Consider the following 25865-nt stretch of genomic DNA (forward strand, 5'->3'; position numbering starts at 1 on the left):
ATCAACCGGTTGGTTGGGATTGTGGCGGGTGTTACGCGGTCAGCCTCATCGGTTGCGGTGATCGGCAAGGTTCAGATCCGGTTCGACGTAGAGTGTCGCCGGACTGGCGGTAGTGCGCACAAGGGCTCAGACAGAGAGTGCCGGGGCGTTGCGAACCGAAGTGGTGCTTCTCAGCGGCCGTTGGGTGACCGTTGCAGCTTGAGGGTGTCGCTAGCTCCCAGAATAGTGATTGTCTTACGCGCTCGCGAGAGTGCTACATAAAGATCGTTAATGCTCGCATGCTCGTTGACGTTCGCGATGATGACGTGGTCGTATTCCAGCCCTTTAACCAAGAGGGTGCGGGAGATGATGCGCCTACGTTCGCGCCGACCGGCGTATCTGAGCACCTCACGTACCTTGGCGAGCTCGTCCAGCAATACTCCGGTGTCGTCTCCGCGAGTTGTCGCTCCGCGGATCGACGCCTGCACGTCGTACCAGGCCTCGTGTGAATGTAGTTGCAGCGCTGGCGATGTGGGCACGGCGGCCATTGCAGCGGCCAAGGTCGGCAGCGTCGGATCCAGCACGACCGAATCGAGCGCACGGATCGCAGGCTCAGCGCCAGCCCTACTACTTGAGCCGCCGGCCAGCAGATCGCTCGCGGTTTTACCTTTCGCGTAGCGTTTTCTCAGAGTCTGGGTGTCGAGGACGCCGTGGCCGCAATGGCACGATTTGGTCAGGTCGAACAGCCACAGTGGGTATTCGGTTGGGCTGACGTTGGCCAAGCCGTGCAAATGCGTGGCCATGAATTTTCCGGCGATCTCTTCCATCACGGTGAAGGCTCCGTTGAGATTGCCAGCGATCGTGCGGGCAGTGTCGGCGCGGGAAGCGATGATGAGGACAGTCTCGTCCGAGGCCCGGGCCGTGAGGGCGGCTTTCAGCACGCCTTGGGGGTTTCCGGAGATGTTTTGGAATGTCACACCGGTCGGGAGGGCGATGTTGTTCCACCTCACCACGTGGCCGGGGACCATGTGGGGGCGGATCTCCAAGAGCCAGTGTCCGAGCTCCTCGTTGTGGCCGTACCATCGGTTCGGCTTGATCGTCGTCGGGTGGGGTGGCAGCTCAACCTGTACGGCGGCCCAGTCGGCGAGTCGCTCGTTAAACCCGAAAATGGCCTGCAATGGATCGCCGAACACCCCTGTTGCCGGGACAGCTGCACGGACAGCAGCGACGAATGCGTGATGCGTCTCGCTACAGTCCTGGTACTCGTCAACGAGTAAGTGAGTGAACGAGGCGGCCAGCACGGCTCGGATGTTTTCGCTCTCTGCGACTCTGGTGGCCGCTTCGACATAGGACTGCGACTGCGACGGAACCATCACCCGGGGGACACGCAGCCGACCCAGCTGTGGGTAGGCACGTGCGAGGCGGAACGCAAACGAGGTGATGGTCGAAACCTGGACGCTCTTAGCGATGCCGAACCGCCTCAGGCGTGAGTTGATGGCGTATACGCCCGCATTGGTGTGCGTCAGAACCAGCACACGACCGCCCGCTTCGATGATGTGCTTGGTGGTCGCGGACAGCAGGTGGGTCTTCCCAGCACCGGCCGGCATTTCGATTGAGGCTGGCAGCGCAGCGGCGAACGCAGCCGCGTCCGCCGCCAGTTCAGGTGAGATCTCCTCAGGCATCTGCAGATCCGGGCGCGACCGGTGGTTCAGTGGCACCCGGATGGCTCGTCGGTGCTTCCGACTGCGTCTCGTTGCCGTCGGAGTCGGGATTCGTGGTCGGCTGTTCGGGCACCGACTGTGCGTAGATCGCAGCTCTGAGTTCGTCGACCGTCTTCTTGAACAGGCCCGTCTGCAGCGCTGGGGTTTCCAAGACGAAAGTTCCTAGACGTTGTCCCTTGTCGACGCGTTTGAACCAGCTTTTCGACTTCGACACCAGAGCGACCGCGGCTCGGCAAGCTTCCACGCTGATCCCCGCAGCCGTCCACGTGGTCATGTCTAGGATCTCAACGCCCTCCGGCGTGACGCCATCGAGGACGGCGTGCTTGCGTAGGTTGTCGGTGAACGACGGCCGGGATGCATCAGGGTCCTCGGCGACGTCGAGGGCGGCCGCGATGTAGGCATTGAGGCCAGTTTCGTCGAGTTGGGAGCAGACCGCCGATTCGATGCACTCGTCCCCGGGCCACTGAACTACCACGCCGCCGAGTTGTTGCACACCGGGCACCAATGCGTTCGCATTCGGGTCGTCGCTGTCGATGAACAGGACGACTTCGTAACCTACGCTGAGGAACTCCTTCGCCCACTTGCAGGACCCGGTGCCACCGTCCCCCTCCAACGCCACCACCCCAAGGGCGGCCGATGGGATGGTCTGCTCCGGGCGGTTGTCCCACTCCTGTAGCAGTCGCAGCACTACGCCATACTCGGTCTTGCCCTCATTGATCACGATCCGGCGCGACAGGAACGCCTCAGGACTGCGTTTGAGCAACCCTCGCAGACTAAGTGGGTCGCCGAGTGATCGAATCTGGGTGGTTCCAGCCGCGGTGGAACGAACCATGGTCAGGTCGTCGGGTTCGAGGTGTCGCAACGCGGTCGGCGAGTGAGTCGTAATGAACACCTGCGAGAAAGCGTCTCTGTCCCTCAAGTAAGTCAGTAGATGTATGAGGCGGTGGGGTTCCAGGCCGTACTCCACTTCGTCGACTAGGAGCGTGGCTGTGCCACCGTTGGCGAGCTGCTGGGTCGCAGCACCCGTCAACCGACGGGTGCCGAGTCCGAAATTGGTGAGCGGCACGTCCCCCTCAAACAGTGCGAGGTTTCCCCGCGTGCTAGATAGCGACACGTCAAGGCCGGGCTTCAGCTCGTCGAACTTGGCGGTCCCGATGGCCTGGACGGCTTCTTGTACTTCCTGCGCAAGGACCTTGAGATCCTCGGTGACCGCAGCCGCGGCTGCGTCCCGCGCAGCGCGGCTTGCGGCAGTCAGAGTCGCTTTCGTGTCGCCGCGCTTTGCGGTGAGCTTGCCGAGCGACGATGTCGTCGACCAGCGCAGGTGAGCATCGACGCGATCGTCGATGCGGTACGCGGTCATTCGAGCTCGGTGTCGTGCGCGCACCGGATGCGGTTCTTCGTCCTCGTCCTGCGACCCGCCCAGTGGTGGCCGGTAGGACTGCCACACAGGCTCAAGGTCGGCCTCGACGAGAAGCTCCACGATCACGCACCGTTCCGACTCATCGACCGGGTCGTGCATCCATTCACCAGAGTCATCGATGCCGGCTAGGAAGGTGCCGAACGTGTCCATCGCAATGAGCTCATCCGGTAGGTCGCCAATCGCCACCCGAATCCGAATGGGTTCATCAACCGCGGCCCCGTAGAAATCCGTGTCGACGAACGTCATACCCGCCCGGTCGTGCAGCGTCCGCTCGATGGCCGTCAGGAGCGTCGTCTTCGTCGAGTCACCAGGGCCGATGAGGGCGAAAAGCCTGCGGCCCTTCGGGAGTCGCCACGACGCGGACTTGATGCCGCGGAAGTTCTGAATATCGATACGGCGAATTCTCATACAAACCTCACTGAATGGAATAGCGAGTCAAGAGCATCTACTTGTCCGTCATCAACAGTCGGGTTCGCCGTTGATCGATCTGCAGATAAACCCGATCTGCGTCCGTGCCGGCAATTCACCCGGTCTGGGTTCGAACATTGCTGCACAGCGGCGGACTGGGTGCGGCATGTACCCGATGATGCCGTAGCGACAGGGGACAGCTCTCAGGTTGTCATTGCCTTGTCGGGCACTTCGGCACTGCGCGAATGAACTTCGGCGCTTGAGTCACCGGGTCGCCGCTATGAACAGCAAACCGAAAAACATGATCGCAGAGCTCCTGTCCCTAGGCAGTACACGCGTCGCCACTAACCGTGACTGCAGACTGTCTAGTTGGTCTCACGGTACGAGCGACGGCAACCCTAGCACCGAAGCGCTTTGCGGACGTCGGATTCGCCACTGGGTGATGGCAGTGTCGCCGACGGCCGCGGCGCGCCAGGCTGTTCGGCGCTCGACGGGGGCACGATAAGGCGAGAACTTCGGTGACGTTTCCTCGCAAAGCCTTGTGTCGATGCCGGGCCGAGAATATTTCGGACTGCAAGCGAGAGCATACCCCGATGCCCATGTCACCGAGGGCATGAACATCAATTCCGAGCTTCCGCGGTGCATTCGGACAGAAGTGGCGGCCCACCAGGTCATCGGGCCGGACCGCTTGCGGATCGGCAATCGTGGTGCGCTTGACCTTCCCACGGCGAGCGCCGTGCAGGCCGAGTTCGCCCATCAATCGTTCGACGGTGCAGCGAGCCACCTCGATTCCTTCACCGCGGCATTGCAGCCACACCTTGCGTGCCCCGTAGACCGCATAGTTCTGCCGGTGCACCCGGGCGATCTCGACCTTGAGCTCCTCGTCGCGCACCTGCCGCTTGGACGGCTGGCTGCGGCGGGCGCAGCCGTCGTAGTAGGTGGACGGCGCGATCTTGCAACCATGCGCGGACAGCACACAGCAGATCGGCTCGACGCCGTACTCCTGTTTATGGGTATCGATGTAGTCGAGGATCACCGATTGCGGCGGTCGAGCTCCGCCGCGAAGAAAGTCGATGCAGATTTCAGAATATCGTTGGCCCGCTTGAGTTCTCGGTTCTCCGCTCGCAGCTTGCGCAGCTCTTCGGCCATGTCGCTTGTCACCCCGGGTCGAGTGCCGGAGTCGATCCGGTCCCGGCGCACCCACGTCAACAAGGTCTGCGGGGTGCCGATGCCCCGCTTGGTCGCCACCGACTCGATCGCTGCCCACTCCGACGAATGCTGATCGCGCACCTCAGCGACCATCCGCACGGCCCGTTCACGCAGCTCAGCCGGATACTTCCTCGAACCTGCCATGACTCCATCCTTCACAAGAGATGAAGTCTCCGGACTCACCGGGGCGATTCACTGGGGGCGTGGGTGGCCGCGCAGCGGAGGAATCGTGCGAAGGGGACGTTAAGTCCGGAACGGGAGCGCCAGTTGAATGAGGTTAAAGGCTGGGTCTGGAATGTCCGCTAGGTTGGCTCGTCGAGCGCCACATACTGTCGCATAGGGAGCCGCCAGCCGCTTCCCGGAAACGCTCTGAGAATCGGTTTGTTCCATTAGACCAGACGCGTCCCACTGATCTGTATTGATCGTGCGTAAGTGATGCGACTGGCGCCATCACCGCCCTGACACTCCGAAGGAGCCGCATCGCGTTGGCGCAATTGGTGACTACTGAGTACACACCACACCCCGGGATTGGCCCGGCCGTCAGGTGCCGATGCCGCCCATGCTGAGAATATTTCCGTTGGGGTCTAGGTTCAGCACGAAGCCGTTGGTGAGCTGACGCAGATTGGCGAGTGTATCCGTGATTACAGAGTCGACGGCGGTGGCGATTGTCCGGACACCCTCGCCGGCGAGTTGTGTTGTGCGATCAGTCAACCCGTCGCTGATCTGATGACCGCGACGTTTCGCGGAAACGCGGCGGCCTATGACGTTTCCGGCATGGTCGTGATAGTCAGTTGCCCGTCCCGAATTCTGGTCGACTCCCCGCACTGATTCATGCTCTTTGCGCCAGCGGTGGAAGTTTTCGGCCCTGATAGCGGATAACGATTTCCAAATTGGAGTTGAGATGAGTGTGTGGAGCGCAGCTACAGAACCTTGGTGGATCGCTGGTGTTGCCTTGCGCAATGCCCGTAGCGTGTCGGCGTTAAGCGACAGCCACGCTGAGTGGGCTTCGGTGATAAATGGCTCGTAATCTTCTGCGAGCGGTATCAATTTGTCGGCCAGGGCAAACCGTTCTCGTGCAGTTGGGTTGGTTCGCGCGACCCGAGCAACGAAGTTGATGAGACGGTGTCCGACGCTGACGGCTGTGTCGACGGACGCGTCGGCGAGATAGCGTTGTGCGAGCGACATTCCGGCCGGCTCGGTATGGGCGGCAATCGCGCGGCTGTGCCACTCTGCCTCGAGATAGCCGGCAGCGCTGAGCATCAGTGACTCAGCGATGGAGCCTGCGAGTGCACATGTCTCTCTCCACTGGCTAGTCGCTACTGAGACGAAAGGGTTCGGCTCGAAGTCGGCTCTGCTATAGCCCCAGGCGCGGTTGCAAATCCGATGGACTTCGTCGAGACCAAGTTCGTGCAAGTCGGGCCGCAACGGAAGGTCTCCTTGGTGCACTCCGATATGCATGAGTTTCGACCAGTCGGGCGCCACTGCGTTGACCCTGGAATCGTTGACCACCCTGCAATCTTCTCAGGATTCTCGATGCGCGGCCCTTAATATCCGGCGCGCTACTGCAGCGATGTCACTGTGCTGTGGCCCAACAGTCGCCCCGGTGTTCCGTAGCGTCTGACCCGGCCGCAGCCGCCCGATTTGCTGGCGGTTTACGCCGGCGTGGAACGGCTTGGCCAACGGTCTCACTGCAGCGGCCGTAGATGTGTCGTTGCGCCTGCAACTCTGATGCGTGCCGGAACCCACTGAACTGGGCTTATGCAGTGAAGATTGACAGGCATCAACGACACCCCGAAGTTCTGTCAATCTAGTCAGGCGTGTCTTGTCAAACTTCGTTGCATCTCGACAAGCAAAGGTTGCCGAGTTGGCGTTGTGTCAAGGCGTGGAACTCGTCATCGGTCAACAAGAACCGGTAGTAAGCGATTTCGATGGAATCCCGACTTGTCCACCACTTACCGGCCCGCCAAGGTCTAGCTGCACGAAACTAGGCTGCCCTGCAGCGAATGGGTTGGGGGCAGGCGGCGGTCGGTACGGCGTTACCTCACGACCACCACATCTGTTCGGCGGATCAGGCTGGTGGCCTGTCGATTCGGTCATTTCGGCGCCTTCGTTCTATCGCGGACATTCACAATGAAACCGACCATCGCCACTAGCATGAGCACTGCAAAGGCTGCGACGTACATCCACATTGGGGCTGAGGGCTTACTCAGGCCGCTGACAACAGCCACAGTTCCGCTGACGACAGCAGCCATCAAGGTGGCCAGCGCTCCGATGAAGGCCCCGAGGGCTCCCGGAACGTACCTGACCCGTGTCCAGAAACAAGCATGTTTGAACTTCACCTTGACAAAGCCCTGGCTGTCACCGGCAGCCGACAGCTTGTTGTAAACATCGGCCGCCACCGGGATGCCTATCTCAATTGGGCCGTGAGCCTCCGGGAGTTTTTCTGCGTATTCAACTTCACCCTGCGTCGCTTGATATATGGATGATGCTGAAACAAGGCGTTTACCGCCGCCGTCACTGCGGCCCATTACCAGCGGGTTCGGCGGCTTACCACCACTTGCTTGCACCCATGTACTCGGAAATGCCACGCCCGCGACGCCGGTTGACAAGGTGACTTTGCCTTCGATCGCTCCATTCATCCACCGCGGGGCTTTGGGCGCCTTCGCCGATTTCGTGGTCATGCCATGCCCTGGACCACTGGCATGGACTGTGCGTAAAGATCAGACAGGACAAGCGTTCCCGTATCGACTCCGACGACGACCTCCAACTTTTCGAACGGCGATTGCCCAGGAGCAAGGTTCCACATGTAGGCGTTGAGTCCGAGTGCATCAGCGAGCAGCAAGATATCGATCGCACCGCCGGACCCGAACCGCTCACCGATCCAGACTGTCTGGTCCACTGGTTCATGGATCCGTGCCATCCAGTCGGGAAGACCATCGACAAACCACTGCTGCACTCGGGCGATGATGTTCTGAATCCCAGTGTTGGTCAGGGCATCTAGCCCGCCACGTTCCTCGAATACCAGGCCGAGACGGTCGCTCTGGGCCATTTGTTCCTGTGCGCGCACTTCTACGGGCTCATGCAATGTCTCTCGCGCTCGCGTGAGGAATTCGTCTCGGGCTCCGTTGTCGTCTAGGAGCAGCGCGAACAGTCGACGCAAGGACTCATAAAGTGACTCGCGGAAGATCTCGCGGCGCCATCGAGCGGACACCCGGGCCAGCAGCGGTAGCTGGATTTCAAAGTCGAGTGAGCTGGTGAACCTGACACCCTGACCGCCGGGTTGATCCGGTGGCTGAGGGTTGTTCACCGGCAGCCCGCCAGGTGGGGGAGGCCGAGGGGGGTTCTGGCCCCCGGAACTGATGGTGCAGATCCCAGTTATGCATGTGCCGCATTTGAACTGAGGTACGCCTAGCAGGCGACCCCCGTGTCCGGCGCAAGCCAGGTTGTTGCAAATGGAGCAGACGCCGATAGCTTCGGGGTCGTGATAGGTGATGCCTACCGTGCACGGATAACAGTTCGGCATGAGTACTCCTGGACACGATTGACCTCGGACGCCGCCCCGAAAATGGCGTCTCGTTGGCACTATGATCCCCCGAAATTGTCATAGACGGGTGGCTTTCGGGGCATATCGAGTAGTGGGGTTGGCCGGCCCTCGACGCGAATGGTGGTATTCATAGCTGCCATAACGCCTCTAGTGTTTGATCGGACTTTTTACCCCGGCATCTCACCGGGGCTGAGCAACTGGTGGGTCCAGTTCGAATGCGGTGGCTAGGTTGGCGATCGCTTCGGGATCGCCGTTGGTGACGAGTGTTTGGTTCGCAATCGCGTCGATGAGTGTGGCTGAGTAGATATTGATGGCCCGCTCAGGCCAATTTCAACGCGAAGCTGGGCGAAATGGCGTCGAGGCAACCGTCGAATCAAAGCAGAAATAAATACCTCAAAAATCGACAGGAGCGGCCGGAGCCGGCCGATCAAGCCTATCGTTGATCGATCGGGGCAAGCGCTGGTGACCTGGCATTATGCAAGGCATTCTCACAAATTTCCGAGGGACACCGAAGTCTTGTCAAAGTAGGTAGGCGTGTTTTGTCAATCTTCGTTGCATCTCGACAGCGATGCCGAGATGGCCGCGTGCATCAAACGCCCTTCAAAACACGATCAAGTGCGGCCCGGCCAGCAGGTCCTAGTTCGGCTTACCGCCGGGGAGGCCCCGATCTTCGTTCTGCCCCATGAGCATCAGGAAGAGGCTCTTCATAGCGACCAGCCCGCGGGCGCGCCGGATCGCCGCCTCATTTGCTTGCGCGCACATGCCGAAGAACCGCGACGCCGTGCCCGCGGGGGCAGCACCCATGCGGCAGCGAGCCCCACGCCGGATCGCCGGCGAACATGTCACCGAAGTCGACGATGCCCGAGAGCGTTCCGTTTCGAGACGACGATGTTCGCGGGATGGAGGTCGCCGTGCACCCACACCTGCGGGCCCTCCCACGTGGTCCAGCGGCTTGCCGGGAACCCACGTCATCACGGTCCAGTGCTTGGGGAAGTGCTCGGACGGTTCCCCGAACCGCACCGGGAGCGGCAGGCGCCGGGCTAACACGGGTAGCCACCGCCGCTCGTTGAGCTGCACCTCCGGGGTGGGGTCCATGCGCAGCATGCGCACGGCCAATTCGTCCCCTAGGCGCCACTTTTGGTCCCGCCACCTCGCGGATGGTCAGCCCTGCAAGGTCTGGATGTTGCTCCTGCTGCAGGTCGCGAACCAGCTCTGCGGTGATCTCGATCTCGGTCGCCCGAACTCACTGTACTGAGGCAGCAGGCCCAGGCGGCAAGGCTCGATGCGATGCGCGACAATTCCGTGCCCAGGTGACGCAGCCCAAAAGCGTCAGTAGCGGCCCGCCTCACGTGACGGTGCGGATCAGCTTCTTGTTCACGAACTCTCCGATGCCGAGCGTGCCGAGCTCGCGTCCGAAGCCGGAACGCTTGATGCCACCGAACGGCAGTTCCACGCCGTCGGCCTGGACTCCGTTGATGAAGACCATGCCGGCGTCAATCTTTGCGGCGACCCGTTTGGCCTGTTCCGCATCGGTGGTGAAGACGTAGGAACCGAGCCCGAACGGGGTGTCGTTGGCCAGCGCCAGCGCTTCGTCCTCGGATCCGGCCCGGAAGACCATCGCAACCGGCCCGAACAGTTCTTGGTAATAGACGTCGTTGTCGGGTTTCACGTTGGTCAGCACGCCGGTCGGGAAGAACGCGCCGTCACGCTTTCCGGCGCTGGTCAGTGTCGCGCCCTGTTCGACGGCGCTGTCGACCTGCTCCTGCAACCGGTCGGCGGCCAGGACCGAGGACAGCGGCGTGATGCTCTCGGCGGCGGCGAGCACGGCGGCGGTGAACTTCTCCAGGAACGCGTCGTAGAGTTCGTCGGCCACGATGAACCGCTTCGCCGCGTTGCACGCCTGCCCGGTGTTGTCCAGGCGGGCCGCCGCGGCCTTGGCGACGGTGTCGTCGAGATCGTCGGTGGACAGCAGGATGAACGGATCGGAACCGCCGAGCTCAAGGACGACCTTCTTCAGGTTGCGCCCGGCGATTTCGGCGACGGCCGCGCCGGCGCGCTCGGAACCGGTCAGCGAAACGCCGGCTACCCGCGGGTGTTCGATGAGCCTGGCGACCTGCTCGTTGGTGGCGTAGATGTTGACGTAGGCCCCCGCGGGGAAGCCGGCGTCGTCGAAGATCTGCTGGATCGCCGCAGCCGACTCCGGGCATTGCGGGGCGTGCTTGAGCAGGATCGTATTGCCGACGCACAGGTTGGGCCCGGCGAACCTGGCCACCTGGTAGGCCGGGAAGTTCCACGGCATGATCCCGAGAAGGACGCCGTAGGGGCTGCTCGTGATCAGCGCTTCGCCAGTGCCGTCGAGCAATTCGATCGGCTGGTCGCGCAGTAGCGCTTCGGCATTGTCGGCGTAGTACTCGTAGATCAAGGCGCTGAATTTGACTTCGCCGATCGCCGCGGCGAGCGGCTTGCCCATCTCACGCACGATTATCGCGCCGAGTTCGTCCGCGCGCTCGGCATGTAGCTCACCGACGCGACGGACCAGCGCCGCGCGTTCGGCGACGCTCGTCGTCGCTGACCATGTCTTGCCGGCCGCCACCGCAGCCGCCAGGGCGGCCTCGATCTCGGCGTCAGTAGCGGTCGGGTACTTCTTGACGACGTCGCCCGTGGCCGGGTCGGTCACGACGTACAGGTTCATTGTGTTCTCCAGTTCTGGTGTGATCAGTACAGTTCGATGACGAGTTTGTCGCTGAGAGAGCGGGATACGCAGAGCGCCATTTCCTCGTTGTTGGCCTTGACCGTTGCCGACAGGCAGTTGTCGCGGTGATCCGGAATGCCCTCGACGACACCGGAGACGCAGGAACCGCAGATGCCTTCCCCGCACGATCTGAACACGTCGCAACCGGCTTCCTCGAGCACGTCGAGAATCGAGCGGTCGGCCGGGATCTCGAACACCTCGCCACTGGCCAGCTCGACGGTGAACGCCGTGTCGCCGGATGTGTCGACTTCCTTCGGTGTGAACGCCTCGAGGTGGATATGGTCCGCGCCGACGGCGGGTGTGAATGCGGCAACCACTTGGTTCATGAATCCTTCTGGACCACAGGTGTATACGTGTGTGTCGGCCGAGATTTTCGCCGCCATCTGCTCGAACAGCGCGAGGTGCTCCGTGCGCGGCACGCCGACGTGCAGGGTGACGAAGTCGCGGTATTCGACTCGTTCCGTGAGGAAGTCGTCGAATGCCATCTCCTCCCGTGACCGCGCGAAATAGTGCAGCTCGAAATCGGCGCCCCAGCTGTACAGCTCGAATGCCATGCTCATCAACGGCGTGAGACCGATACCGCCGGCGATCAGAATGTGCTTGGCGGCCGCTGGGACGATACCGAGCATGTTTCGCGGCTTGCTGATCTTCAGGTGGTCGCCGACCTTTAGTTCGTGTATCGCGGCTGAACTGCCGTTGGGCCCTTCCTTTTTCACTGCGACCCACATCGACGAATCGTCTTTGGGCGAGCCGGCCAGCGAGTACTGGCGAAGCACCCCAGTGGGGCCGGTCACGTCGATGTGGGCGCCGGAACGCCACTCGCCGAAGGGGGAGCCGTCGAGCTGCTCCAGCCGGAGACCCCGGATCTCCGGTGTCTCCACCTGGATCTCGGCGATGCGGACAACGATGGTGTTTTCCATCATTGGGCTCCCAGGCCAGGCTGGTTGGTTGGTGCTGAAGGCTGAACGCCGGCCGCAAGGAATTCGGCGAACAGCTTGTACAGCGGGTCCAGGGGCCCGTCGTCGTCCTCCGGGTGGAATTGCACGCCCAGCACCCAGTCCGTCGGATGTTCCACGCTTTCGACGATGCCGTCGAGGGCTCGGGCAGCGGCGACGAGCTCATCCGCCACGTGATCGACGGCCTGGTGGTGACCCGACCGCACGACGAGTGGCCCCGCGCCGAGGATCGCAGCCAGCCGGGTCTCGGGTGCCACCTCGATCTTTTCGTCGATGAATATCGGTTCGCCCGGCCCGCCGCGATGGAGCTGATAGTCGGTGATGTCAGCGATGATCGTGCCGCCGTAGCAGACGTTGATCAGCTGCGAACCGCGACAGATGCCCAGCACCGGCCGGTTGGCGTCGATGTAGGCCCGGATCATCCTCAGGCTGACGCGGTCCGCCTGCTCGTCGACACCGTAGGAGTTCGGCACCGGCCCGTCCGGTCCGCCGTAGCAGACCGCCGCGATGTCGCCGCCGCCGAGTACCAGCAGACCGTCGGCATCGACAACCACATCGACGGCACCGGGGTCGGAGGTGTCCACCAGCCCAAAGCTGGCGTCGAGGTCCGCGAGCGCGGTCAGCGCGGTGCGGGTGAAGCGCCGTTGCAGTGCCGCGACCGGCTCGGTGAGATCGGGGAAGTTGAGTGACAGCAACACCGCAATGTGCGGCCGTCCTGGCTCGCGGCTCCGCGCGTTGGATGGTTCGACTTCTGTGCGCAGGATGACGGGGTTGTTCATACAAGGGCCTCCACCCTGGACTTGGCGGCTCGTTCGGAAAGGTCGGCGAAGAGGGCCGCGTCGCTGGACGAGGATGCGTGGAGATCCTCGGGATGCCATTGCACGGCCAGCAGCGTCCCGGCAGTGTGTTCGAGAGCTTCGACGCAGCCGTCGTCGGCGGTTCCGACGACCCGCAGGTCCGCACCGATCACACCGACCGCCTGGTGGTGATACGACGACACCGGGATCCGCGTCGAGCCCACGACTTCGAAGAGTCGGCTGTCCTCGACCACCGCCACACCGTGGACGCCGTTGCGGTGTGCGACGTTGCTCGACGGCAGGTGCTGGACCAGATCGCCCCCCTGGATCACGTTGAGGATTTGCAGGCCGCGGCAGATCGCGAGGGTCGGGATGCCGAGTCCGATGGCGCAGGACATGACCGCCATGTCGAATGCATCTTGGTGTGCCACGGGATCTTCGGTCTCCGCTGCGGGCTCCTGGCCGTAGTGCCGGGGGTCCAGGTCGGCTCCTCCAGGCATGCAGATGCCGTCGAACCTTGCCAGCCGGTTGGCCAACTCGGCGGCGGGGTTGCCGTCCGGGCTGTGTAGCACGAGCGGTTCACCGCCGCCGGCCCACACCGCCTCGCAGATGGCCTCTGCCGCCAGCGTCGCGCTGAAGCGCAGGATCGGCACGCGGGCGGCACGCCGGCCCGGCACCGCGATCAGTGGTCGCATGTCAGCTCACCTCAAAGGGGTAGTTGAGCGTCGGCAGCCACTGCGCCCACGCGGACTTCAGCCGTCCGTCGGCGATGATCCGCTCCAGTGCGCCATCAAGGGCCGCAAGGGTTTCGGGACGGTCCTTGGCGACCGCGATACCCCACGGGTTGTTGGTCTTGACGACGAACGCGAGCTCGAAGTCCAGGTCGGAGTCGCCGAGCGGAACGAACACGACGTCGTCGTCACAGACGGCGTCGACCTCGCCCGAGCGCAACGCGGCGAGCATGTCCTCGTAAACATGCTCCGATTCGAACTCGATCACCTCAGCACCGGTGAACGAAGAGGCCAGGTTGTAGTTCGCTGATGCGCGGATGGCGGCGATCCGTTTGCCGGCCAAGCCCGCGGGGTCGGGAACAGCCTCGCCGCGGCGCATCAGGATGCCTTCGTGGAAGATCCCGTATGGCCGGGTGAAATCGGTCTGCTCCAGGCGGGCGGGAATGATGCCCTGGCCGCACAGGACGCCGTCCACCCGATGGTCGCGGGCGGCGGGCAGCATGTCGCCCCATGCCATGATGACCCACTCGAGTTCCCGGTCCAGTTCGGCCGCAAGGAGTTCGGCGACGGCCGGCTCGTATCCGGCCCGGCCACCGGGGGACGACGCGAGCCCGAACAGCGGGGGCGCGTCGGCGTCGATGCAGGCCAGTCGCAGAGGCTCGGTCACGGGGTGTCCTCCCAGTACATCGTGCGTTCCCAGTCGGTGATCGAGCTGTTGAACCGCGCCCACTCGTCGGTCTTGTACTCCAGCAACAGGTTCCCCAGTGGGGCGCCCAGCGTATTGGTCAGGTAGTCGTCGGCCTTGAACGCGGCCAGCGCATCACCGAGGGTGAGCGGCAGCTCTCCGAACAGTTCGGGGCCCGTGGACTCGTAGCTCGAGCCGACGGTGGGTTCGCCGGGGCTGATCTGGTTCTTCAGGCCGTCGTCGATGGAGACCAGCATCGCCGCGTGGGTCAGGTACGGGTTGCATGCAGCATCGGGGAGTTTGTACTCGAGCCGGCCGTTCGCCGACAGGCGCACCGTGCATGTCTTGTTGTCCAGGCCCCAGTTGATCTTCGACGGGGCGAACTGACCGGCGTCCCAGTATCGCTTGTAGGAGTTGACCGTTGACCCCATGATCAGCATCGCGCCCGGGGTATGGGTGAGCAGCCCGCCCAGGGCGTACTGTCCCTCTTCGGTCAGATGTAGATCGTGGCGACCTTCGTCAGCCAGGATGTTGACGTCGCCGCGCCAGAGGCTGAAGTTGTGGTGGCAGCCGTTACCCATGTAACCCTGACCGGGTTTGGGCATGAAGCTCGCCTCAATACCGAGCTCCCGGGCGACCTGCTTGCAGATCTGCCGGTAGGTCATCAGTCGGTCGGCCGTTGCGTCGCTGTGGTCGTACATCCAGTTGAGCTCGACCTGACCGGCGTCCTCGAAGTCACCTTCGACCATCTGGAAGCCCATGAACTTCGCGTAGGCGATCACCTTCTGATAGATCGCGCGATACCGCTCGAGGTGCTCGATGTGATAGGCGGGGCTTGAGTCCGGCCGCGACGATGTGGTGAAACCTGGTCCTTCCCAGGTCATCTCGGGCTCGGTACCAGTGCGCAGCTCCAGCCCGGTGCGATCGGTGAACGCGGCGTGCAGTCGCTTCATCAGGCCGCGGGTGTCGGTCGGGAGGGGAGCGCCGGGATCGACCATCACGTGGTCGGGCTCGTAAAGGCTGCAGAAGACGCGTGCGGTCTTGTGGTCCCACGGCAGCACCGAGAAGGTGTCGAGGTCGGGCACGGCGCAGTACTCGGGTGCGCCGACGCCACCCCCGAGCAGCGCGCCTTCGCGGGTGGTCTGCAGGTTGGCGATGGCGGTGCGGTGCTGCATGACACCGCGCGTCGCCAGCCGGGCGAATTGGTCTGCGGGAACGACTTTTCCGACCACTCTCGCGGTGATCGTGACGGCCTGGAAGTAGACGAACTCCACGCCGTATTCCTCGATCGCCGCGAGTGCGGCGTCGAGGGCTCCAGGTGCGGAATTGGCGTCACGGTGTTGGTCGAGCGCTGTTGTGCTCATGGACGCGGACCTTTCGGGATGGGTGTGGTTGGTGGGATGGATGGCCCGCTCAGGCCGGGGTGAAGCTGATCGGGAGCTTGTTCGCGCCGGTGTTGCCCGAGTCGGGCATCCAGTCGGCACCGTCGAGCATCTTCGGGTCGCGGAGCCGGCGGGCCAGCAGCGGCAGCGCCTCGGCCATGTCGGCCCGGGCGACGAAGTGCCCCAGGCAGTGGTGCGCCCCGCCACCGAAACCGAAGTGCGGCTTGCGTTCCGCGGCGATGTCGAAGCCGGGCGGCCCGAACGCCCGTGGATCAGTACCGGATGACTCGCTGAACAGGTGGACGGTGGTTCCGGCGCTGATCGCCAGCCCCTGGTATTCGAAGTCCTCGGTTGCCTCGCGGGTGACCCAGCGGACCGTGGGGTTGGTCCGCATCACCTCCTCGACAGCCTTGCCGCCCAGAGTGGGGTTCTGCGCGAGCAGATCCCACTGAGCTGGGTTGTCGATGAAGCTCTGCATCGCCAGGCCCAGTTGGTTACGGGTGGTGTCATAACCGCCGAAGATCATCAGGACGAAGGCATCGCGCAGTTCGTCGGCGGACAGCCCACCATCGTTCTTCGCCTGCACCAGCGTCGTCGTGAAATCATCGCGCGGATTGGCCTCGCGGTCGGCGATCACGGCGTCGGCGTACTCGAAAAGCGTGGCCAGGGCGGCCTCGATCCGCGGCAGCTCCTGTTTGAAGGTGATGCCCATCGCCAGTCCGATGGTGGCGGACTCGCGGGCGATGACCTGCCATTCCGACTCGGGCAGCCCGAGCATGATGGCGATGACTCGAGCGGCGTACGGGTCGGCGAACTCGCCGATGAACTCACACTCACCCTTGTCGGCGAAGGCGTCGATGAGTTCGCCTGCCAGTGCCTGAAATCGAGGTACCAGGCCTTTGATCAACCGCTTGGAGAACGCCGGGTTGAGCAGGGTACGCAGCCGTCGGTGCTCTTGGCCTTCTTTGTTCAGGATCCAGCTGTTCCACCAGTCCAGGAACGGGCCGTCGGTCACCCCATTGTGGGCCGGCCAGTGCACACTGCCCTGACGCAGGCTCGGATGGTGCATGAGCTCGCTGACCTCGTCGTAACGCAGGACGGCGATCCCGTACTCGGTATGGGCGAACCAGCTGGATTCCCGGGCCTCGTGGACCACGGCCGAGGTGATCGAGAACGAGGGATCGGTCACGTTCAGGCGCGGGCCCTCGGTGCCAGTGTTGGCGGTGATGGTGTTCGGAGTCATGGTGACTCTCCTTTGGAGATCGTAATCTGGCTGGTCGGCTAAACAGGCTGCGCCACAACGGGTTTATCCGGTGAGGTAGCCGGCCCCGGGATCGCGTCGGCGTGCGGCGTGGTGCCGTTGGAATGGGAGCGGACGATGGCCATGTAGAGCAGACCCAGCCCGATGACGATGCCTGACATCAGCAGCACGATGTAGTTGTCGTACCAGGGCGCTTCGGGCGTCCGGGGCCAACAGATGTTGATGATGGCTGCCACTCCGTAGACCAGGGCGCCAACGTTGACCAGCATTCCCCATCGGCCGAGGCGGTACTTCCCACTCGGGTTCCATCCTTTGATGCGTGCCCGCAAGGCGGCGAACACGACCATCTGGAAAGCGATGTAGATGCCGACCGAACCGAAGCTGATGAGCTTGGTCAGCGCGTCGGTGGAGACGATCGATCCGATGATGAGGGCAGCGGGGACGACCGCCGCGGCGAGCAACGCATACGGGGGCACGTGGCGTTTCTTGTCGAATCGGGCCCACAGCTTGGAGCCGACGATCATGCCGTCACGGCCGTACGAGTAGAGCAGTCGGCTGGCTGCGGCCTGCAGGCTCAGAGCGCAGGACACGAACGAAATCAGCACGATGCAGAGCACGATCTTGGATCCGACCGGGCCGAAGGCCGTGGCCAGCACGGTCGAGATCGGATCGACGTCCTCGCCGCGGATCACGGCGCCGATGTCCACGACCGACAGAACCAGGCTGAGGCAGACGAAAGTGGCTGCGGCGCCGCCGATGTAGATCGTTCGTCGCATCGACTTCGGGATCTGCACTCCGGGGTTGCGGACCTCCTCGGCGACGTCACCGCAGGCCTCGAATCCGTAGTACTGGAAGACGCCGATCAGGCTGGCCGCGAGAAACGCGTAGAGGAAGCTGTGCTCGCCCTGTGCTCCGAAGCTGTCGAACAGCACGCCCAACCCGTGGTGGCGTTGCGTGAGCAACAGCCACCCGCCGACGATCAGCGCGCCGATCAACTCGGCGGTGAAGCCGAAGATCGCGAAGTAGCTCAGCATCTTGGTGCCGGTGAGATTGATGACGGTGGCCAGCAGCAGCACGATCAGTGCGCATACGACGGTGGTGTAAACCGTTGAGGTGAAACCGAAAACGGTCGCCACGAACGGGCCAGCGCCGTAGGCCACGCCGGCGATGGTGGCCAGCAGCGCGAAGATGTACACCCACCCGGTCATCCATGCCCATTTGCGGCCCCACAGTCTGCGGGCCCACGGGTACACGCCGCCGGCGACCGGGAATTGGGCGACGATCTCGCTGAACACCAGCGCGACCAGCAGCTGGCCGACGCCGGCGATCAACAGACTCCAGATCATCGGCGGCCCGGCCGCGGCGAGCGCGAATGCGAAGACGGTGTAGATGCCGACGACCGGCGAGAGATAGGTGAAGCCGAGCGAGAAGTTGGCCCAAAGGCTCATGTCTCGCTTGAACTCGGACTGGAAGCCGAGCGCGGCGAGTTGCGCGTGGTCCTCGTCGTGCGGGTCGGGAGATGTCGACATAGGCGGCCGGCTTTCTGTGTCAGGGGCCATGTTCAGGGGCGGGCTGTGAGGCAAGCCATAGAATTAAAACATAAAGGACCATAGTTCATAGTTCAAGACTTATCGCGTACTATCGTCGAAATTGCCCTGGCAGGAGGAACAGTGGCGGTCGAACAGTTGCGCGGCCTGACCGCGGTGGGGGCTGTGTTGTCGCCGCTGGCGGGCGGCGGTCCACGCACGGATGCCGTGGTGGCGCGGATCTCTGCCGCGATCGGCCTCGGGGTGATCTCCGACGGAGAACAACTTCCGAGCGAGATCGATCTGGCCACCCAACTGGGCGTATCGACCATGACTTTGCGGGAAGCGCTGGCCATCTTGCGGGAGCAGGGGCTGGTTGTGACGAAGCGAGGTCGCGGCGGCGGAAGCTTCGTGCGTGCCTCAGCTGAAGACGTGCACACTCGATCATTGGCACTGCTGCAGGAGCTGACCGTCGAGGGGTTGCGTGATCTCGGGGACGAGCACTTCGCGGTCGCCGGTGCCACTGCGGTTCTCGCGACGCGCCGTGCCGTCGCAGCCGATATCGCCCGGCTTCGGACGCTGGCCGATCGCCTGGCGAACAGCGAGGACGCGATCTCCAGCCGTCGTGCCGACAGTCGCTTCCAGATCGAGATCGCGGTGTGTTCGCAGTCCGCTCGCCTCACCCGCACGGAGGTGAACATTCAGGCTGAGCTGGCGGCGATGGTCTGGTTGCCGCGGCTGGGGTTGGACCCCGCGGTTGAGGCGGCCACGCATCACCGTCTCGTCGACGCGATCGAGGCCGGGGATGAGGCCGCCGCGCGATCATTGGCAGAGGAGTACGGCGCGCTGACCATCCGACGGCTCATCGGCCTGCGGATGGAGCTCGCCAGAGCATGAGACCGCAGATCGATCCGGCATCCTGCCGGGCGCCGGTGCCGAGGCTGACGCCGATACAGACGGAAGGGCATTCGAGATGATGGCGAACGGAACGGACGGGTCGTTTCGCGCCGAGAACGGCGATGCGGCGCTCGAGTTGGTGTCCGCGGCGGTGACCTCACTCGTCGAGGACATCTTCGCCTCGCTGAGCACGGTCGCAGTCGCAACCCGTGCACTGTGGGACCGCATCGAAGACTCGGGTGCCAGGCCGACCTCGACTGACCTCGCGGCGCTCCGCGACCCGGTGATCGCCGAATTGCATCGGCAAGCGCATTTGGTGAATGGGGTCGGATTCGTCGTCGCAGACAGCGCGTTGGCCGACGTCCCTCGGTACCTCGAGTGGTGGCAGCCAAATCCCAAAACCGGTGGAGAGGCACAACGCCTCGAACTGGATCTCAATCCGGGCAGCGAGTACTTCTACGACTACTCCACGATGGAGTGGTATTCCGTGCCCCGCGATCGCGGCACCCGGTGGGTGTACGGGCCGTACCTGGACTACACCGGCGTCGATCTGTACGTGTGTACGTTCGCCGTCCCGGTGACCTCCGAGCGTGGGGAATTCATCGGCGTGGCAGGCGCCGATGTGCCGGTAGCCCGACTGGATGCCGCCCTGTTGCCGACATTCGCGGCGCATCGCACGCCGCTGGCCCTTACCAACTCGGAGGGCCGGGTGATCGTCGCCAACGACGCCGAGCACGTCGCTGGATCCAAGCTGGAGAACCCGAGTTCTGCCACGGCGCTGCCGGTTTCGGCGACGCCATGGTCGTTGGTGTCGCTGAGCGGCCACCAGTAACTGGCCGGCTGATCGGTTGCGCCGGCTCAGTGGACCAGGCAGTCCGTATGGCGAAGGAGTAGCGCGAGTTCGGCGAGTATGGCCGCCCCTCGGGCAACGTCGATGACGCTGTCGCGGCCCAGTTCGGCGCGCATCTGGTCGAACCGCGCCAGCGCTGTCGCCGCGCCGTGACGCCACACGCGAAGTGCTTCGTCGGGATCGGCGGCCAGACTCAGAACCGTGGCCGTCAGCTGATGATGGGTATCGGCGAACTGGTCGCGTATGGAGCTGGCGCCCATGGCATCCCACCAGGTCGATGTGGTGTGGGCCTGCAGTCCGCGTTCGATCCAGTCCAGGTCGAGTTGGTCATCGATCGCCAGGAACACACCAGCCACGACAGTGATATCTACGCCCATTCTGGTGGCTGTGCGGCTGAGGTCGAATGAGTCCGGGCGCAGTCGCGGCCAACGGTCGTCGAAGTCATGGCGGTGGTGGTACAGGGTGTCGACATGTCGCCGGTAGTGCGCGATGGTGGTGCCGATGTCGAGGTTCCCGCGGTGGCGGCGCAGCAAGCGTCCCGCGGTGTGCTCGATGAAGTGCTGCACCGAGTGAAGTGCAACCGTGCGCTGCCCTGCGCCGCCGGCAGTCTGTTCCAGCGCCTCGCGCCACATCTCATCGACCCGGAAGAGATGCCGCACGACGGTGTAGGCCGCTGCAACCGTCGGTGTGGGTACCCCGAGGCGTTCGTCGAGTTGATAGATCAGGCCGGGACCGACGTGGTTGATCAGGTCGTCGGCGATTTGGGTGGCCACGATCTCCCTGGCAAGCCGATGGCAAGCGATGTCGGAGTCGAGGTTGATGCGGAACGGTGTGGGGAAGTAGTCGCGCAAGGCGGTGGAGAAGATCGGGTCGTCGGGTACCGCGGAGTCCAGCAGTTCGTCGCGCACGACATTCTTGGAATGAGCCAGCAGCACCGCGATCTCCGGACGTGTCAATCCGCGGCCCGCGCGAGTGCGTGAGACGAGTTCGGCTCTGGTGGGCAGCATTTCGGCGGTACGGCGGATACCGGAGACCTGCTCGAGATTCTCGATCAGGCGTTCGTGGCGGTTGAGCAGCTGAGCTGCTTGCGCTTCGGCCAGACTGATGGCCAGAACCTGGTTCTCGCAGCCGCTGAGGACCGCTGCGGCGACCTCGTCCTGGCAGTCGGCCAACAACTCGTCGCGCGCGGCAGCGCTGATGCGCTCCGAGCGTAGGGCCGACTGCAGGGCGACCTTGAGGTTGACCTCGCGGTCGGAGGAGGCCACGCCCGCGGCGTTGTCGATGAAATCGGCGTTGATGCGGCCCCCGGCCAAAGCGTATTCAATGCGGGCACGTTGCGTCAGCCCGAGGTTTCCGCCCTCGCCGATCACGGTCACCCGCAGCTGGTCGGCATTGATGCGGATGGCGTCGTTCGCCGGATCTGCTGCATCGGTGTTGTTTTCGCGCGCGGACTTCACGTAGGTGCCGATGCCGCCGTTCCACAGCAGATCCGCATCGGCGGTGAGGATGGCCCGGATGACTTCGTTGGGGGCGACGGTTTCGGCAGTGATGTCGAGTACCGCGCGGGCCGACGCGGGCAGATCGATTCGTTTGGCGTTGCGCGACCAGACCCCACCGCCCGGGGACAGGGCGGTGCGGTCGTAGTCGTCCCAGCTGCTCACTGGCATAGCGGCCAATCGTGTTCGCTCGGCGTAGCCGGCCCGTGGGTCGGGATCCGGGTCGATGAAGATGTGGCGGTGATCGAAGGCCGCCACCAGTTTGAGGTTGGGAGACAACAGCATTCCGTTGCCGAAGACGTCACCTGACATGTCGCCGATACCTACGACGGTGATGGGATCGACGTTGGCATCGCGGCCGAGGTCGGCGAAGTGCGCGCGGACCGACACCCATGCTCCGCGGGCGGTGATGCCCATCTTCTTGTGGTCGTATCCCGTAGAACCACCAGATGCGAACGCGTCTCCCAACCAGAATCCGCGGTTTACCGCCAGCTCGTTGGCGGCATCAGAGAATCGGGCGGTGCCCTTGTCAGCAGCCACCACCAGGTAGGTGTCGTTTCCGCCGTAGGTGACGGTGTGTTCGGGCGGGCAGACACGATCCCCGAGGAGGTTGTCGGTGAGGTCGAGCAGGCCGGCGACGAAGGTGCGGTAGCACTGTTCGGCGCTGACCATCGGGTTCTTGCGCACGAATGCGCCCTTGGCGCCGACCGGCACGATCGGTGAGTTCTTCACGGTCTGGGTCTTCATCAGCCCAAGGACTTCGGTGCGGTAGTCCTCAGGTCGGTCAGAGAGTCGAAGCCCGCCGCGCGCGACCGGTCCACTGCGGGCGTGGATCCCTTCGACGTCCTCGCTGTCGACGAAGATCTCTCGGAACGGAACGATTGGTCCGCGCGGATGGAGCATCGAGGAGTCGATCAGAAACGAGGCGTAGCGTTTGGGCAGGCCGTCGGGGCCACGCTGAAACCAGTTGGTGCGCAACGTCGCTGACACGAACGAGGCGAATGCCCGCAGAATCCGGTCCTCGTCCACCGACGTGGTCGCCTCGATCAGGCTCTCCAAGCGACGCTGTACGTCGGCCACCTGCGATTCCCGATCGCACAACTGCGGGTCGAACCGTGCCGCGAACAGGTCGACCAGGGTCGCAACGAATTCGGTGTGATCCGTCAAGGTGTCGAGGACGTAGCTGTCCGACATGGCCAGCCCCGCTTGGCGCATGAACCGGCTGGCCGAGCGCACCAGGACGACCTCGCGCCACGCGATGCCCGCCGAAATGACCAGGCGCGCATAGTCATCGATCGGGAATCCATGGGCGCTGCGCGCAGCGAACGCGTCGGCCACCTTGTTCTCGGTACTGGCGCGCCACTTGTCCGGGGCAACGAAATCGAATACCGACACGGTCAACGGATAACCGGGGGCGGCGACTGAATGCTGAGCCGCTACCTGCAGACCGAAATGCTCGAACAGTGCGCAGGCCTCGGTCAGCAACGGCGCCGGGTCCGCCCAGACGACCACCGCGCGGGGTGTCTCTGCCACGCCAGAGTCGACGAAGAACATCTGTTCGCGCGGCGGCGTGTCCGACGACTGCATCCGGTTGAGCGCATCGGCGATCGCGTCGGTATCAAGTCGCCCGGCGGTGGCGACGTCACAACCCATCACAGTCTCTCCATTCGGCGTCCCGCTATTCGAGGCTCACAGTGTCGAGGACCCCGCCGGCGATCTGGAATATCCAACATGGACAACCAATCGCATGAAATTGTCCAAGCGGGCGATGGGTGTTCGCGCGAGGTGATTCATAGGCTGACGCCCACATCGACGGAAGGAACGAGCGAGATGACGATGCTCGACACAGTGGTCGGCGGTCCGGAACTGCGCCAGGAACGCCGACTGGTTACTGAGGTGCCCGGGCCGCGCTCCCGCGAACTGGCTGCGCGCCGCGCCGGCGCCCTGCCCGCGGGACTGGCCAGCAGCGCGCCGATCTACGCGGCCGGCGCCGGCGGCGGGGTGATCGTCGACGTTGACGGCAACTCGTTCATCGACATGGGCAGCGGCATCGCCGTCACCACCGTGGGCAACGCCGCGCCGGCCGTCGTCGCGCGCGCCGCCGATCAGCTGGCCCGCTACACCCACACCTGCTTCCTGGCCACCCCGTACGAGCCCTACATCGAGGTCGCCGAAAGGCTCAACCAACTCGCCCCCGGAACACACGAGAAACGCACCGCACTGTTCAACACGGGCAGCGAAGCGGTGGAGAACGCCGTCAAGTACGCCCGCGCCGCCACGGGCAGGTCGGCGGTCGTGGTGTTCGACCATGCCTTCCACGGTCGTTCGCTGCTGACGATGACCATGACCGCCAAGAACCAGCCCTACAAGCACAGCTTCGGGCCGTTCGCCCCCGAGGTGTATCGCGCGCCGATGGCCTACCCGTACCGCTGGCCGTCCGGTCCGGACAATTGCGCCGCCGAGGCGTTCAGCCAGTTCGCCCACCTGATCGACGCCCAGATCGGCGCCGATGCGGTGGCCTGCGTCGTGGTGGAACCCATCCAGGGCGAAGGCGGATTCATCGTTCCCGCCGAGGGATTCCTGCCCGCGGTGGCCGACTTCTGCCGCGACCGCGGCATCTTGTTGGTCGCCGACGAGGTGCAGGCCGGAATTGCCCGCACCGGAACGTGGTTCGCCAGTGAGCATGACGGTTTGGTGCCCGACATGATCGTCACCGCCAAAGGCCTGGCCGGTGGCATGCCGCTGGCGGCGGTCACCGGGCGCGCCGACGTCATGGACGCCGCGCATCCCGGCGGGATCGGAGGCACCTACAGCGGCAATCCGGTGGCCTGCGCGGCCGCCCTGGGCGTCTTTGACGAGATCGAGGACCATCGATTGCTCGACCGCGCGCAAGCCATCGGCGACATTCTGGTGCGCGAACTGCGCGGAATCGCGGGCACGACAGACGTTCTCGGCGACATCCGCGGCCGCGGCGCCATGATCGCCGCCGAACTCGTCGTTTCCGGCACCCGCACCCCCAATCGCGATGCCGTGGCCGCGGTCAGCCGCCACTGCCTGGACAACGGCGTGCTCACGCTGACCGCCGGAACGTTCGGCAATGTACTGCGCTTCCTGCCGCCGCTGTCGATCTCCGATGACCTCCTCATCGAGGCAATGGGGGTCGTACGCGACGCCTTTGCCGCGCTTTAACCTCACCCACCGAATCTCGCCTAGGAGTTCCCTCATGACGCTGACCGCCACCACCGCTTCGGCTGCCAAGAAGTCCACCTACCGGCCGCTGGAGTTGTTCGACACCGACCGGTTGCTCGATGCCGACGAACGCGAAATCGCCGCGACGGTCCGCAAGTTTGTCGATACCCGGCTGCGGCCCAACGTCGGGCAGTGGTTCGAATCGGCCACGCTGCCCCGGGAGCTGGCCAAGGAGTTCGGCAAGCTCGGCGTGCTCGGCATGCACCTTCAGGGTTACGGCTGCGCCGGCACCAACGCCGTCAGCTACGGCCTGGCGTGTATGGAGCTGGAAGCCGGCGACAGCGGGTTCCGCAGTTTCGTCTCCGTGCAGGGCTCGCTGTCGATGTTCTCGATCTACCGCTATGGATCCGAGGAACAGAAGGACGAATGGCTGCCCCGGCTGGCGGCCGGGGAGGCGATCGGTTGCTTCGGCCTGACCGAGCCCGACTTCGGTTCCAACCCCGCGGGCATGCGCACCCGCGCCCGCCGTGACGGTGCCGACTGGGTGCTCAACGGCACCAAGATGTGGATCACCAACGGCAACCTCGCCGACGTGGCCACGGTCTGGGCGCAGACCGATGACGGCATCCGGGGGTTCCTGGTGCCCACCGACACCCCGGGATTCACCGCCAACGAAATTCATCGCAAGCTGTCCCTGCGGGCCTCGGTGACCTCCGAGCTCGTGCTCGACAACGTGCGGCTCCCCGCTTCGGCGCAACTGCCGCTGGCCCAGGGACTGTCGGCCCCGCTGTCCTGCCTCAACGAGGCCCGGTTCGGCATCGTGTTCGGCTCACTCGGCGCGGCCCGCGACAGCCTGGAGACCGCGATCGACTACGCGGGCGCACGCGAGGTGTTCGACAAGCCGCTGACCAGCTACCAGCTCACCCAGGAAAAGCTGGCCAACATGACCGTCGAGCTCGGCAAGGGGATGCTGCTGGCGATCCAGCTGGGCCGCATCAAGGACGCCGAGGGCGTTCGGCCCGAGCAGATCAGCCTGGGCAAGCTCAACAATGTCCGCGAAGC

22 protein-coding genes, 1 pseudogene and 1 other annotated feature are annotated in these 25865 nt (G+C 64.0%); of the genes and pseudogenes, 5 read left to right on the forward strand and 18 right to left on the reverse strand.

Annotation, left to right across the window (positions count from 1 at the left end):
• Positions 1–170: 170 nt before the first annotated feature.
• From EYZ64_RS08050 to EYZ64_RS08065, 4 genes are all read right to left on the reverse strand, one after another.
• Positions 171–1661 (reverse strand): UvrD-helicase domain-containing protein, encoded by a 1491-nt coding sequence (locus EYZ64_RS08050; RefSeq protein WP_135452974.1) that lies wholly within the window; start codon positions 1659–1661, stop codon positions 171–173.
• The gene (locus tag EYZ64_RS08055) at positions 1654–3528 is read right to left on the reverse strand and encodes an ATP-dependent nuclease (RefSeq protein ID WP_135452975.1); all 1875 of its coding nucleotides are present in this window, start codon (positions 3526–3528) and stop codon (positions 1654–1656) included. Before EYZ64_RS08055 ends, EYZ64_RS08050 begins: the two co-directional genes overlap by 8 nt.
• 322 nt (positions 3529–3850) lie before the next feature.
• Positions 3851–4564 carry an IS3 family transposase gene (locus EYZ64_RS08060; RefSeq protein WP_167857749.1) on the reverse strand — a complete coding sequence of 238 codons (714 nt, stop codon included), beginning with the start codon at positions 4562–4564 and terminating at the stop codon, positions 3851–3853.
• Positions 4472–4600 (reverse strand) — a sequence feature (AL1L pseudoknot). Its footprint overlaps the gene before it by 93 nt.
• Positions 4561–4881, reverse strand: a complete 321-nt coding sequence (locus tag EYZ64_RS08065; protein ID WP_135452977.1) for a transposase — start codon at positions 4879–4881, stop codon at positions 4561–4563. (Overlaps the previous feature by 40 nt.) The genes EYZ64_RS08060 and EYZ64_RS08065 overlap by 4 nt, the downstream gene beginning before the upstream one ends.
• Positions 4882–4932: 51 nt before the next feature.
• On the opposite strand from EYZ64_RS08065, the gene EYZ64_RS32625 reads away from it, so the two are divergent.
• A complete protein-coding gene (locus tag EYZ64_RS32625; protein ID WP_135459889.1) occupies positions 4933–5043 on the forward strand; it encodes a helicase associated domain-containing protein in 111 nt (36 codons plus the stop codon).
• 234 nt (positions 5044–5277) lie between these two features.
• Here EYZ64_RS32625 and EYZ64_RS08075 read toward each other — a convergent pair whose 3' ends face one another.
• The 13 genes and pseudogenes from EYZ64_RS08075 to EYZ64_RS08130 all read right to left on the reverse strand — a co-directional run bounded on the left by EYZ64_RS08075 (position 5278) and on the right by EYZ64_RS08130 (position 18374).
• A complete protein-coding gene (locus tag EYZ64_RS08075; RefSeq protein WP_135452978.1) occupies positions 5278–6246 on the reverse strand; it encodes a hypothetical protein in 969 nt (322 codons plus the stop codon).
• A 584-nt stretch (positions 6247–6830) separates the two neighbouring features.
• Positions 6831–7418 (reverse strand): hypothetical protein, encoded by a 588-nt coding sequence (locus EYZ64_RS08080; protein WP_135452979.1) that lies wholly within the window; start codon positions 7416–7418, stop codon positions 6831–6833.
• Positions 7415–8044, reverse strand: coding sequence for a hypothetical protein (locus EYZ64_RS08085; RefSeq protein ID WP_135452980.1), 630 nt, complete (start codon positions 8042–8044; stop codon positions 7415–7417). The genes EYZ64_RS08080 and EYZ64_RS08085 overlap by 4 nt, the downstream gene beginning before the upstream one ends.
• A gap of 1079 nt (positions 8045–9123) precedes the next feature.
• The gene (locus EYZ64_RS32630) at positions 9124–9204 is read right to left on the reverse strand and encodes a hypothetical protein (RefSeq protein WP_353653703.1); all 81 of its coding nucleotides are present in this window, start codon (positions 9202–9204) and stop codon (positions 9124–9126) included.
• 76 nt (positions 9205–9280) lie between these two features.
• Positions 9281–9385, reverse strand: a pseudogene (locus EYZ64_RS32635) (aminoglycoside phosphotransferase); the annotation flags it as partial.
• Between the two features lie 241 nt (positions 9386–9626).
• Complete coding sequence (locus EYZ64_RS08095) at positions 9627–10973, reverse strand: NAD-dependent succinate-semialdehyde dehydrogenase (RefSeq protein WP_135452981.1); 1347 nt, start codon at positions 10971–10973, stop codon at positions 9627–9629.
• A gap of 23 nt (positions 10974–10996) precedes the next feature.
• Complete coding sequence (locus tag EYZ64_RS08100; protein ID WP_135452982.1) at positions 10997–11953, reverse strand: PDR/VanB family oxidoreductase; 957 nt, start codon at positions 11951–11953, stop codon at positions 10997–10999.
• Positions 11953–12768: a gamma-glutamyl-gamma-aminobutyrate hydrolase family protein gene (locus EYZ64_RS08105; RefSeq protein ID WP_135452983.1), complete on the reverse strand. Its 816-nt coding sequence runs from the start codon at positions 12766–12768 to the stop codon at positions 11953–11955. Before EYZ64_RS08105 ends, EYZ64_RS08100 begins: the two co-directional genes overlap by 1 nt.
• Positions 12765–13481 carry a gamma-glutamyl-gamma-aminobutyrate hydrolase family protein gene (locus tag EYZ64_RS08110; RefSeq protein WP_135452984.1) on the reverse strand — a complete coding sequence of 239 codons (717 nt, stop codon included), beginning with the start codon at positions 13479–13481 and terminating at the stop codon, positions 12765–12767. Before EYZ64_RS08110 ends, EYZ64_RS08105 begins: the two co-directional genes overlap by 4 nt.
• A gap of 1 nt (position 13482) precedes the next feature.
• Positions 13483–14184: a substrate-binding periplasmic protein gene (locus EYZ64_RS08115; protein WP_135452985.1), complete on the reverse strand. Its 702-nt coding sequence runs from the start codon at positions 14182–14184 to the stop codon at positions 13483–13485.
• Entirely contained in the window at positions 14181–15566 is a 1386-nt protein-coding gene (locus tag EYZ64_RS08120) for a glutamine synthetase family protein (RefSeq protein ID WP_135452986.1), read from the reverse strand. The genes EYZ64_RS08115 and EYZ64_RS08120 overlap by 4 nt, the downstream gene beginning before the upstream one ends.
• Positions 15567–15615: 49 nt before the next feature.
• The gene (locus tag EYZ64_RS08125; RefSeq protein WP_135452987.1) at positions 15616–16827 is read right to left on the reverse strand and encodes a cytochrome P450; all 1212 of its coding nucleotides are present in this window, start codon (positions 16825–16827) and stop codon (positions 15616–15618) included.
• 38 nt (positions 16828–16865) lie between these two features.
• Entirely contained in the window at positions 16866–18374 is a 1509-nt protein-coding gene (locus EYZ64_RS08130) for an APC family permease (protein ID WP_135452988.1), read from the reverse strand.
• Between the two features lie 141 nt (positions 18375–18515).
• Here EYZ64_RS08130 and EYZ64_RS08135 point away from each other — a divergent pair, with 141 nt between their 5' ends.
• Together EYZ64_RS08135 and EYZ64_RS08140 are read left to right on the forward strand one after the other, a co-directional pair.
• On the forward strand, positions 18516–19268 hold the full coding sequence (locus tag EYZ64_RS08135) for a FadR/GntR family transcriptional regulator (protein WP_210115486.1): 753 nt from the start codon (positions 18516–18518) through the stop codon (positions 19266–19268).
• Positions 19269–19347: 79 nt separating this feature from the next.
• Complete coding sequence (locus tag EYZ64_RS08140) at positions 19348–20100, forward strand: cache domain-containing protein (protein ID WP_135452989.1); 753 nt, start codon at positions 19348–19350, stop codon at positions 20098–20100.
• A gap of 26 nt (positions 20101–20126) precedes the next feature.
• On the opposite strand, the gene EYZ64_RS08145 is transcribed toward EYZ64_RS08140, so the two are convergent.
• Positions 20127–23267, reverse strand: coding sequence for an NAD-glutamate dehydrogenase domain-containing protein (locus tag EYZ64_RS08145; protein ID WP_135452990.1), 3141 nt, complete (start codon positions 23265–23267; stop codon positions 20127–20129).
• Positions 23268–23450: 183 nt separating this feature from the next.
• Here EYZ64_RS08145 and gabT point away from each other — a divergent pair, with 183 nt between their 5' ends.
• The gene (gene gabT, locus EYZ64_RS08150) at positions 23451–24803 is read left to right on the forward strand and encodes a 4-aminobutyrate--2-oxoglutarate transaminase (RefSeq protein WP_135459891.1); all 1353 of its coding nucleotides are present in this window, start codon (positions 23451–23453) and stop codon (positions 24801–24803) included.
• A gap of 34 nt (positions 24804–24837) precedes the next feature.
• A partial coding sequence (locus EYZ64_RS08155) for an acyl-CoA dehydrogenase family protein (RefSeq protein WP_286174683.1) occupies positions 24838–25865 on the forward strand: 1028 nt, incomplete at its 3' end.

The organism is Mycobacterium sp. DL99 (assembly GCF_004762045.1).
In the GTDB taxonomy this organism is placed as follows: Bacteria; Actinomycetota; Actinomycetes; order Mycobacteriales; family Mycobacteriaceae; genus Mycobacterium.